This window comes from Vibrio sp. R10-SG3-ISO10 (genome assembly GCF_059834185.1).
This window is the reverse complement of record NZ_JCBDHG010000024.1, coordinates 88,130-99,956: the sequence shown is the minus strand read 5'-3', so window position 1 is coordinate 99,956 and position 11,827 is coordinate 88,130. Positions and strand designations below refer to the sequence as shown.

Genomic DNA, 11,827 nt, shown 5'->3' with positions numbered 1-11,827 from the left:
TAAATGGATGATTTGTCATTTCTCGATGCTGTGTTAAATGCAGATAAATATGGCTGGATATCTAAGCCCAAAGAGAAAACAAAAGCGGTTAAATCTACCGAATTGGATAGTTTTCTAGAAATCATAGAGTTTTATCGTGAACACCAAAGAGAACCGAACGAATCAGGGGATATGATCGAGTTTAAACTAAGCATAAAACTCGAAAAAATCAGAGGCGACATCGGTAGCCACGAATCCTTGAAAGAATATGATGAGTTCAACTTGTTAGGTGAAAGTGGTAGCTCTGAAGAGGTGTTAGTTCAGGAAGTAGAAGAGTTTGATACGTTCGAAGATATATTGAACTCAAAACTACTAGAACAACTTTCCCCATCGAGTTCTGTTTCAGCGAGTATTTTTGATATTAAAAATGTAACTGATCCTGAACGCATTCGAGAACGCAAAAAAGCGGAACAAGTTGGGCAAACAATGCCTTGTCCAAACTTTGAGGTTTTCGATCCGCTTTTCAAGGACGTTCACAAAGGGTTAACTTCTGAGACGAAAGGCTTAGGTACTACAGCAGAATCAGAATTATCCGTATTTGAGTTCCAAGAAGGAAACTTCTATCTACTTAAAGGAATGTTGCTATTCATTGATCATATGAGTGAAATATTCCGTGGCACTGATCGAGATGATAGAAGACTACTCATTATTTTTGAAAATGGTACTCAATCTACAATGCTCCTCAGATCCTTAACCAAAAGGATACGAGAAGATGAAGGCGCAAAACGAATCTTAAATACTGATGGCTCGGTGTTTAACGCAAAACGTGTGAAATCAGCGGAAGAGTCAGATCCTCGAATGCAGATATACTCTCAGTCGAAATCTACTGGTTACATATACATTGCAAAAACTAACAAGCCCGATTTAAGAGATAAGTACAAACATTTGTACAAAATAGGTTTAACTAAACGAGATGTTAGCGCCAGATTCAAAGAGGCAGCAAAAGATCCAGCTTTTTTGATGTATAGCGCAGAACAGGTCAAAGTTATCCCTCTGAAGGGGCTGAATCTCAACTCAGTGGAAAGTGCATTGCACGCTCTATTTGGGCGAGTCCGTTTAGATATTGATGTTGTAGGAAACGATGGTAAAGCATACAAAGCGAAAGAGTGGTTCAATGTGCCAATTCAAGCTATTGATGATGCTGTGACGCTCATACAAGACCTAACAATACATTTATATCGCTACGACCGAGATTCTCAAAAGCTAGTAAAACGGTAAAGCGAAACCTGACAAAATTATACTACGTACACTTATTCACAGAACTCCAAGTAAAACACCCCTCATCAATGATGAGGGGTGTTTATGTTTACAACTACTTTTTACTAATTTTGGTTAGTGGAAAACAACGAGAAGAACAAACCAAGCTAGTGGTAGGTATTGCGCACTAAAAGCAACCCGCTCTGACGTTCTCTTTGCTACAGACATAACTTTTCACCGTTCTAAGTAACATGAACAAGTAAATACTAAATCTTTAACCAAACCATTTATGCGTACAAGTGCATATAAAACTAATAAGTAAATATTATTTATCGCACTTAGGTGTCTATAGAGCTTGACGCTGTACACACTCGCGCCACTCAAACATTCTTGTCATTAACTCCAAGCCACCGACTACAACGCCCTTTAAAGAACGTATGAGTTCTTCTGAACAGTAACGAGAGGTTTTAACGAGCCCAGTGTCTGTATCAACCGAGAACTCATAATACGGTTGGAATAGTTGCTGTTTTCGAAGGCAAAATACTCCGCCCATGCCTTTGGTGAATTCGCACCAATCACCTTTATCAGCAGCCTCAACTACCTTACGAGCTGGTTCTGGTAGCTGCATAAGTTCTCTGAGTCTTCGTAGCTCTCTCCAGACTGTTACTGAACAACCACCCAGTTGCTGGAACTGCCTTATTCCCCAACACGAAGCCCAAGCGTCAACTCTAGCCGCAGCATCGGTTGGATCCTCTCCATATACTCCAAAATCCAACCCTTCACCATCAATATTCTTCGAGACATATTTAGCGATATAACCTGTAGCCGAGCCCTTGTCTGGATCTATTTTTACTTCCTTGAATCGATGCTCATTAGCACCTAATTCTTCGCGGTCTTCGCGCAATGAGTAATGCCGGATAACGTCCACTAACTTTTGATAGTTTTCTTGCTCAACGAAAAGTAACAAATGCCAGTGAGGCGTACCGTCATGTTGTGGTTCGGCGACACGAAAGCCATAAAATCGAACTTTAAGCCGATCTAACTTCGCACGTATTTGCTGCCAAAGCGTATTTAGGTAGTTTTGCCCATCTAGTGGATTCATACCGTCCCATGAAGGGTTCTTATCACCACTCGCTGAATAACACCGATGGTATTTGGACGGGCATGTGATAGTTAAAAACGTCGCCATGTGCCCGAGCTCTTTCGCTAAATCTTCAAAGCCTCTCGCTCTTACCATAAGCTCTGCTTTACGTAATTTAGGATTGGAGACACTCTTTTGAGATAGTTCGAGCAAGGAAAAAGTTTGCCCGAACTGGTTAGTAACATAAGAGGCTCCTAAAAATTCTTTTTGAAACTCCTTTTGTCTAATTCGAGCACGAAGTGTATTCCTCGAGCAATATAGCCCTTTAATCCGACTAATTTGGTTCATGAGATGGAAAACCGTTTCAACGTGCCTTCTCTGAGTTCGTCGAATCTGTCTTAACCACCATTGCTCATTAGATAATCGTCCTATCTGGCCTCTATGGGAAAAGCTTTCCAACTTTTTCGTAGGAATTCCCTTTTTGCGAAGAAGGGCCTTGATTCCCTGAAATAACAAGTCACTACCGTCAGAGTATAAACGTCGAAGAGAAAGGCATGTATCAACACACCTTTTTGCTTCTTTTCGTAGCTCTTCTTCTGACCAGTCCAGTGAGAGCTCTTTCAAAGGCAGGGTTAGTTTACTTTCTATGGCTTGAATCGTTTCTCGCAAATGACAATTACGCTCGAACTTGTTAGCTATAGAAAGATACTCTTTGAGTAACAAGCGTCTTAATTCCTGGGGGAATGGATTAATCATGTCTCGAACAAACCCCTTATCATCCCAATCAACTTGAGCTAAAAGGTTCGCTACTTGTTCCATGTTCTCCCCCTTTCTGTCAGAGAAAACCTATCCCACCTTATGCCGTGTTTTCTTTGAGTGGTGTATTCAGCAAAACCTTCCTTGATGAGTTTGCATCGTGTCTTTTCAAAGATTCGATGAGGAGGCGGAGAAGAGCAATAAAGTTTCCCCCAATGACTGCAATGTTCACTACAGACTTCAAAATAGTTTCCCTTTTGAAGCCAAATCATGATGGCTTGCTGTTTAGGATTAAGCATGATCACCTCCATTGCATGGGAGATGCTGCAACTTCACCTGTTCACTTAACCATTGATCGAGATCTTCACGCAGATATCGAACTGCTCTTCCTATTTTTATAAATGGTGGGGCAACCTTACGATTATTCCGAATGCCTTCCATTCTTGCTTGGCGCAGATAAGAGCGGCTCATGCCTATGTATTCCGATGTCTCTTCTTCGTTCAGTACACGCTTATCTAAGTTGATAGTTGTCATAATGTGTCCTCCGTTTGACTACGAAAGACACCTTAGAACATTAAAAACGTCACGTGACGCTGAGCGTGACATTATTTTCTTTGAGTTACTTGGAAGCTAAAAACTAGCACCTAGATACTCATTTTTATGTTTCCTCGGATACCGAATACCCAAGCACTGTCTGCCTGAGAGTTAAACGGAAGTGTATTTAGGTACTGAACATTGGGTGTTACCGAGACAAACCCAAACTTCATTCGATAGTAAAGTTCAGAATTGTAGGTATCATCAAACGAGGCGTTAGGCTTAACCCATCCTACAGCTAAGCCAAGAGTTCCTGGTCCTAACCCCAGATAGCCCGTACCAGCTACAACAGACGATTTATAGAGCGCTTCTGGCCCTTTTGCGACACCTGCTCTGAAGAAGGGAACCCAACTCCCCACTTTATAAATCGTTGACCAATTGGCCCCATAGTTCTCAGTGGATTGAGCTTTAGGCCCGTCACTATGCCAAACCGTCAAGTGAGAGTTCTGCATATAAAATGAAGCTTTGCTAGGCACCCACCCTATTTCGAGTGATTTAAAATACTGGTTGTCGCTAAAGAAGTTTTCGAACCCTTCAAACGGTTCGGTTGAGTCTGCTTTTGCATCCGAGAAGCTTAAGTAGGCGTAATAGTTTTCGGACATCATGTGTCGAACAGAAACCCCGAGTGTCGATTCATCAGGAATCGCAATAGAGCCTGAGCCCGTGCTGAATTGGATGTTAGAAAAGCCAGAGTAGGGATTACCAAGCGCGTAAGTATCAATGTAGTCAGTGCTATCTAGAAAACCGACCATCACCTCTGTATCTTGCGCATTAAATTCCTGTTTCCAATATAGGTTAGTCAACCTTAAACCTATGTCACTAAAAGCGGGTTGTATTAAGCCAAAACCACCGACATTCCCCATAACAAACTTAGAAGGAGCATCGTCAGTATAATCATGCTTATGATCGACTCTCAACCTAAATGACCCCGTATCTAAGTCAGTCTTATCCTGATAGGCCAACCAATCGATGGTTACCCTAGCAATCCCAGCCGCAGCACTACTGTCTTTTCCTGAAAGAGTTTCATTGGAAGCTAGTCCAAATACATAGTAGTCACCGGTAACGCCAACAGTTTTCTGTTCCGCACAGCGGGCTTCACTGGTAATAGTTAGTGCAATTGCGGCTACGAAAGTCGTCAGCAATTGCGGTTTTAGTAATAAGTATTCTCTCATTTCAATAGCTTCCTATATTAGCTACTGAGTTGTACGACTTAGCTCAACCGTATTGTTTGAATAAAAAGAAGGACCATTTTGCAGACGTGCAAAATTCAGAGAACATTACAAATTGGATGGACGTGTAAATCCCTTAATTAATACTTAATTAATCATTGGGGTTCATCAGAGTTTAACAATATCTATAGAAGGTTTTTGCAGGGTTCTATTAGATGTGTTTAAGAAAATAATCTTCCATTTCTAAAATTGCGGCTAGCTAGGTACTAGGCATAAGCACTCTAGGTACTTTGCTAACTTAGCAATACACAAATAAAGTCAAGTGTTGGGAAATACCCTAGTTGAGGGGTTAAATTTACTAATGTCAGTTCAGTGACACTCAACAGAACACCAACCATTTCTGATTGGAGTTCTATTGTCGAGACTCTGGATTTAAATTTCTAGAGATTAACCGTTGCGTTTTAGGTACTCACGTTTTATGCGTTCGCGAGTTTGTTTTGAAACACGTTTGCCATCGAGTGATTTATCACGTTTTTTTGCGTAGTCACTATTTTTGATTGCATTAGCCTTTTGTTTACCCGACATGTCATTAAACGTGTTGAATTTTGTTTTTTGCTCTTTGGTACCTAACCCCCAACCATTAACCAATTGGTCTAGGACTGAATCATAACCACCATATTTATTGTTAACACTAATGTTATTCAGAGCACCAAATGCTTTGATTTTGTCACCGCTGGACATAGAACTAATGTCTTTTTGTAAGCCCTGCATTAGCTCCTTAAGCGCTGCATTGCGATCAACATTTGGATCAGCATACTCACCCTGCTTTTCCATAATGTCATGAAACTCTTGAACGCGAGTTACATCCCAACCCAAATCTGCTAACTGTTCATATGCTTCTTTGTCTTTTTTTGACAAAAGAGGTTTTAGATCTAGTTCGTGTTCAAGTGGAACACCACCTACATCTCCATTGTTTAACTTTACGTACCCCTTTACGATTCCCACTATAATTTCTTCACGCGGTGGCAGTTCTGGGTCATTCGGTAGACCTGGCTGAACTGGTACAGGTAACGTTGGCTTTGGCTTTGGCTTAGACCTAGCTTTGTCGCTTGAATTGTTATCAGAAATACTCATAGGAAAAACAAGCGAACCTTTAGCATTGTATGCAATTAACTCTTCACCTACGAGAGCGTAACAAACGTCTGTGTAATAAGTGGCAGTTGGACAGCCCTCACTACCAAACTCACCGACAGTCTCTGTTGTTTTAAGGTCTGCACTCATCGATAGTGAAGATACAGAAAGAAATGCTAAAGCAAAAAGAGATTTATTCATCACACCCACCATTGCATACATGTACGCATAAAGTTTAAAATTTTGGGGAACCGCTTGCTTTGCAGCTCCCCTTCGACATAGCGCATCTTACTTAATTCATACATGTACGCAAGCTTTTTTTTGATTATTTTTTCTCCAATACATACAGTATTGATTTTCCTAGACAAATTTCTAATGCTTCTTGTACTTCTTCTTTTGATATTCTCTCTGACATCAACCTCATAAAGTTCCCTACACCAATTTTTGCACCTTGTTTTTCTCCCGATGCAAAGGCATTCTCAATTAACATACGAACGACCATCATAAACAACTTATCATCCAATGCTTTCATCCATGATTGAATAAAAGCCTCCTTCGAGGATAGATCTAGTTGTTTGATTAAGTGGGGGGCAACCTTTCCCTGCAACGAGCGACCGAAATCAATACGCGATGGGTAATAGCGCTGTAGCGTTGACCTAGGCAGTTTCTTTCCGCCCTCACTCAACTTGTTTGCTACATTTTGGTATGTGACGGCATCCCAACCCTCTGTTATGAAAATTTGATAAACAACTTCATCATACTTTTGCTTGTTTGCTTCCCTCTGCTCAGAAGATATATACGCCATTTCAAACTCCTACATTCATACTTGTACGCAACAGTATAAAAAATGGTCTTCATTGTGAAGTCCTAGTACATTTATTCGATAAATAATCATGCCTGTTGTAATGTGACAGAATAGCAAACTATTGGACAATAGTGGGTTAACTGGAAGTTATACCGGATTGAATTGCGTACATTAGACCACCATGCAATATCAACGCTGCCAGCTTTTGATTGACCTAGTAGAACTTAAAATTTTTCTTCACTTCCACAAGTAAATTTCTAAATCGTCTCCTACCTGTAGTAACAGTACTTTCTCCATCCAAAGAGCGCCTTACTATCTCATTTTGATCCATGCACTCTATAACAAAGTCAGTGTCGTAAATCCGCTCATCCTCATTTTTGACATCAACCCTCAAACATCTCCATACCTGATCTGACGACAAGTCCTTACCTTTATCCTTGAGAATACGCACCATGATCTGCTCTATCGGATTCGTGACAATTCTTTCCTCAGAACCTTTTAGGTTTGGTAACTGCTTATCTTCGGTTAACAAACCGCTTTTTAAACTGTTGGGTAACCGAGAGTGAGCAGTTTTCAAACCACTTGCTAAACCAACATCCAAACCGAAATGCTCGGTTAACTTATCTAATTTAAAGCGAAGGTTTTGCGGTTCTAAAGCCATCTGCACTATATGAACAGATTGCTTATCATCAGCATTTACGTTTTCGAAAAAATCACTAAATGTCCCTGCTGGCTTTTTAGTCGCACGTTTAAGAGCGCCGAACAAATCTTTACCAACCTGAACTTCTCCACATGCATAAAAGGGCTCTTCAGGTAATAAATAGTTATCCTGAACAAATTCAAAATCAGATCTAGAGTAATCCTCAAGGGCTATATACGGCTTTCTGAAGTTTGAGCAACGCCAAGGTTCTTCAATTAAAAAATACTTAACACGTGATTTTTTCTCACGAACTAATAGATCAAATGAGTTTTCTGCACTTAGCTTGATTAACCCCTTGTATGTGAAGTGACCTCGAAGTACCACACTTTGGCCTACTCCTTTCTTAGTCCAGAAATGGACGTAGCCTAAGTTTTCCGCTTTTATCCATGCATGAAGAGATAACCCTTCATTCTCTACTGCATGCTTCAAGTCGCCCAATGTTATCTGGGCAACATCTGATAACTCATCAATTCGATAGTAAGCTCTATTTCTCATCGTAGCCTCTCAGCCTATTAGGTTTACAGCAGCATGTTTATGTTCGGGAGCTAGGTGGGCATACCTCAATGTCATCTTGAGATCAGAATGCCCCAACAGTTCCCGAACTGTATTCAAGTCCACTCCTGCCATTACCAATTTGCTTGCGAAATGGTGCCGCAAGTCATGAAACTTAAAGTCTGATATCTGAGCTTTGTTAAGCAATCGCAGCCATGGTTTTTTGATGTCGCTCAGTGGAGCATCAACGTGGCTTGGAAAAACAAAAGTTTTGTTGAGGTTTTGGCTACGCCATTGCATCAATGCTGAATAGACCGAGTCATTAAGAGGGACAATACGAGTCTTCTTACTTTTGGAGTTTTTAGACGCTACGGAAAGGTATCGCTGATCCAAATTAATATCACTCCAGACGAGTTGTAATAGCTCTCCTCTTCGCAGTCCTGTATTCATCGCGGTTAAAACCAGAGGTTCAACATAATCAACAAACTCTTGAGCGTTAAAAGAGGGAAACAGTTTCTTTCTTCGAATGCTTCTATGCTGGTTCGCTGACTCGCGCTTTCTAACGATCTCTTCATTTCGTAGCTGGATAGCAGATAAGAGCCTCATCTCTTCTTCAACAGATAAGTAGCGAATTCTCGTATTATCAAACTTCAGAGACTTAACTTTCGTTAACTCGTGGCTTTCAATAATCTGCCATTCAACTGCCCTTGATAAAGCACCTTTCAAAGAGTTAACTGCATAGTTGATTGTTGCAGGAGCTCTACCCTGTTTGGTTTTCTTATTCCGCCACAATTCAATGTCCCATGCAGTAATAGCTGTCAGCTCTTTATCGAGGAAATCTCTGAAAGAGGAGCGGATATCTTTAATAATTTTTTCTGCGGTCTTTGGGTTACGTGTGAGCAGGAATGGTTGATACCTTTCAGAGAGAAAGCTACTTAACTTTAGAACTCTCTTTTGGTTTAGAATCGCTTTCTCTTCAAATTTTAGACGTTGAATATCAACCCCTTTGACAACCTCGGCTAACTTTTCTGTTGCAAGATCTCTTGCTTGTGTTGGAGTCAAAACTGAGGCTGGGCCAAGAAAGTAATTTACCTGTCTTCCTTGTATTCGATAGTAGAGATAATATTTAACAGCACCACTTTTTGAAATTCTGGCGTGAAAACCACTAACCACTGTATCGTTAAGACGCTTATCTTCAGGACTAAGCTCCTTAATCGTTTTTGTAGTAATTTTCTGGTTCATCACCATGCAACTACTCCTTGGACACGTTTTCTGTGTAGCAAATATGTAGCAGAAATAATAGAAAGTGATGTACTTCAGTGAATACTAATGAATGTTAATTTATAAAAAACAAAATAAAAAACAACACGTTAAACATCACCATGTAACATGGTCGTTCACCGTAATTTCGCTAAATTATAGACTCATAATCGATTGGTCCGCAGTTCAAGTCTGCGAGGGGCCACCATATTAGAAAAGGCGTAGCAGGTTAATTCCTACTACGCCTTTTTTCATTTTTCCAGTAAGTACCATTCTCTAATACAGCCCTTCTAATGGGTCTCTCTCTGGATAACGTTGGATGATCGTATCAAGTTGGGCTTGGTGCTTACGTAAAGCGTTGACACAATCCGTATCTAGTTTGTTATCAAAAACCATTTTCTCCAGCTCTAAAAGAGCGTAAGGCACGGAACAAGCCTGTTTATAGGGTTTATGGGTGGTAAGGGCATCAAATATGTTAGCAACACACACTATCTTCGCACTGATAGGAATCGCTCCGGCACACAATTGATGAGGGTAACCGCTCCCATCTAAAAATTCGTAGTGAAAAGAAACAATATCGCGAAACAGCTGAGCACTGCGGTGATTGTCAGCTTCAAGCTCAGTGATAAATTTCGCTACTAAATCTTCACCATAGATAACATGGCGACGTAACTCAGCGACTTCTTCCGCTGCAAGCGCTTGCTGCTTACAAAGTAATTCAGGTGATATCATTACTTTACCCAAATCATGATATTGAGAGAACAAAGTTAAGTGTTCCACAAACTCATCGTCAAAGTCGTATCTATCCGCCAACTCTAAAGCAATGAGGTTGGTGTAGCTTGAAACACGCTGCTTATGGCTAATTGATTCTCTTTGATACACAGGAGAGCGCGCCACTAGTTTGTTAGCTTTTTCAACTAACCGGTCAACCAACTGATACTCTGAAAATATGGTCGCTTCAAGCATGTTAAGATAAGGCTTAACAGCTTCAATCCCATTTTCATTAAATGCGTCTTTGTGATGAGAGTTGAGGAAAACAAAACCTCTAAATTGCTGAGCATTAAACGCAGGGATAGCGACTGAAGATTGATAACCGTCTTCGACAAGTGAATTGATATAAGGGGACGAACGCAAACAATCGATATCTGGCAGGATCGTCACTGTTCTACTTTCTATACACTGTTTAAGATACGGTAGTGAACTCAGTGGAGCTTCAAAATGTATCAGACTCAAGGACAGAGAAGAGCTATCGGCATAACTTCTAAGCAGATGATCTCGAGTATCATAAAGTGCAAAACATATTTTATCTAATTTCGGTAGATGGACTTTTATTCGCTCCTGGAGGTGAGCTAACTGCCGATTAAGCAGGTGATGACAAGTGATGTTTGCCTCTACTTTCCTAGTTGTTACTTCCATTGTTTCTAACCGCTCTAGCTTCCATTCAAAGGTAAGTGTAGATGCAGTTTTCTGCTCCTTACCAAGAAGATGCTGCCTAATCTTAGACTAAATTGATCCAACACAAAAAGCGTCATAGAAAGAGCTTCAATAACTAACCATCTAACCGATTAAAACATCGATATATTCGATGATATTACTGTGAGGAAGGGAACAAGAGAGTACTAATTCGTACTCTCTGGGGGGATTTTATGAGTATAAACTAGCAGCGCTCAGAAACCTTTCGTTTTCTTAATCAAATCATAAGCGTTCTGAATTTCTTGCGCTTTTTCTTTTGCAACATTCATCATCTCAGGTGGTAAACCTTTTGCCATCAGTTTGTCTGGGTGATGTTCATTCATCAGCTTACGATAGGCTCGTTTGACTGTTTTCGAATCTGCACTGCCGTCCACGCCCAGCAGCTTAAAGGCATCGCTGAGCTGATCTGCGGTAGAGGCTTGTTGCCAACTGCTCCCTGAGTGATGAGAGTGTTCACCACTCGACTGACCACCAAACCCTCCTTGCTGGAATCGGAACGCCGCTTCCTGCATACGTAAACGTTGCTCAAGTTGCTCTGAGGAAAAGCCAAGCCCGCGAGCAATTTTATGCAATACATTACGTTCACTTGGGTGAATATCGCCATCAGCAAAAGCTGCAGAAATTTGTAGCTCTAAGAAGAATTGCATCAGATCAAAGCGACCAGCAGATGAAATTCGCACTCTTTCTAATACAGTCTCAAGTGGGAAGTCGCTTTCTTTACCTTCTCTGAAAGCATCTTGAGCAGCTTTTCGTTGTTGACCATGAAGATTCATGCGCTCCATCATAGTGGTCGCTAGCTGAATTTCCTCTCGGGTCACTTGCCCTTTCGCTTTTGCGACATGGCCCATCACTGCGAATGCAGCTTTAAAAAACTCTTCCTGACGCTCAGCCTGACTTGGCCCGCTGCCAAAGCTAGAATTAAAGCCCGCTTGACGTAAACGGCGCGCTTTATCGAATTGGTGGCCTATAAATAAACCGAATACAGCACCAAATGGGCCTCCAAATAGGAAACCAAAGAATGTGCCGAGAATTTTGCCAAAAATATGCATTATGTGCTCTCAATCTCTGAATTTTTTCTTCGTGTCGCGGTCTGATAGTGCCGTAAGCTGTAAATTACTTTATTATAAGGG

General features: G+C 40.9%; 10 protein-coding genes. 1 reads left to right on the top strand and 9 read right to left on the bottom strand.

Annotated elements, in window-relative coordinates; all coding sequences use genetic code 11:
* Positions 1–3: 3 nt before the first annotated feature.
* Entirely contained in the window at positions 4–1,257 is a 1,254-nt protein-coding gene (locus AC6R16_RS20145; RefSeq protein ID WP_500675532.1) for a GIY-YIG nuclease family protein, read from the top strand.
* Between the two features lie 325 nt (positions 1,258–1,582).
* Here the strand turns inward: AC6R16_RS20145 and AC6R16_RS20140 are convergent, their stop codons facing one another.
* The 9 genes from AC6R16_RS20140 to djlA form a co-directional block, all read right to left on the bottom strand.
* A complete protein-coding gene (locus AC6R16_RS20140; protein WP_500675531.1) occupies positions 1,583–3,136 on the bottom strand; it encodes a replication endonuclease in 1,554 nt (517 codons plus the stop codon).
* A gap of 228 nt (positions 3,137–3,364) precedes the next feature.
* Positions 3,365–3,607 carry a helix-turn-helix transcriptional regulator gene (locus tag AC6R16_RS20135; protein ID WP_500675530.1) on the bottom strand — a complete coding sequence of 81 codons (243 nt, stop codon included), beginning with the start codon at positions 3,605–3,607 and terminating at the stop codon, positions 3,365–3,367.
* A 110-nt stretch (positions 3,608–3,717) separates the two neighbouring features.
* Entirely contained in the window at positions 3,718–4,839 is a 1,122-nt protein-coding gene (locus tag AC6R16_RS20130) for a carbohydrate porin (protein WP_500675529.1), read from the bottom strand.
* A 444-nt stretch (positions 4,840–5,283) separates the two neighbouring features.
* Complete coding sequence (locus tag AC6R16_RS20125; protein WP_500675528.1) at positions 5,284–6,168, bottom strand: hypothetical protein; 885 nt, start codon at positions 6,166–6,168, stop codon at positions 5,284–5,286.
* Between the two features lie 124 nt (positions 6,169–6,292).
* Complete coding sequence (locus AC6R16_RS20120) at positions 6,293–6,772, bottom strand: TetR/AcrR family transcriptional regulator (RefSeq protein WP_367938033.1); 480 nt, start codon at positions 6,770–6,772, stop codon at positions 6,293–6,295.
* 214 nt (positions 6,773–6,986) lie between these two features.
* Positions 6,987–7,967: a hypothetical protein gene (locus AC6R16_RS20115; RefSeq protein WP_500675527.1), complete on the bottom strand. Its 981-nt coding sequence runs from the start codon at positions 7,965–7,967 to the stop codon at positions 6,987–6,989.
* Positions 7,968–7,976: 9 nt separating this feature from the next.
* Positions 7,977–9,212 (bottom strand): site-specific integrase, encoded by a 1,236-nt coding sequence (locus AC6R16_RS20110; RefSeq protein ID WP_500675526.1) that lies wholly within the window; start codon positions 9,210–9,212, stop codon positions 7,977–7,979.
* 288 nt (positions 9,213–9,500) lie between these two features.
* Positions 9,501–10,385, bottom strand: a complete 885-nt coding sequence (locus AC6R16_RS20105) for an HD-GYP domain-containing protein (RefSeq protein WP_500675525.1) — start codon at positions 10,383–10,385, stop codon at positions 9,501–9,503.
* Between the two features lie 506 nt (positions 10,386–10,891).
* Complete coding sequence (gene djlA, locus AC6R16_RS20100; RefSeq protein WP_500675524.1) at positions 10,892–11,746, bottom strand: co-chaperone DjlA; 855 nt, start codon at positions 11,744–11,746, stop codon at positions 10,892–10,894.
* Positions 11,747–11,827: the final 81 nt, after the last annotated feature.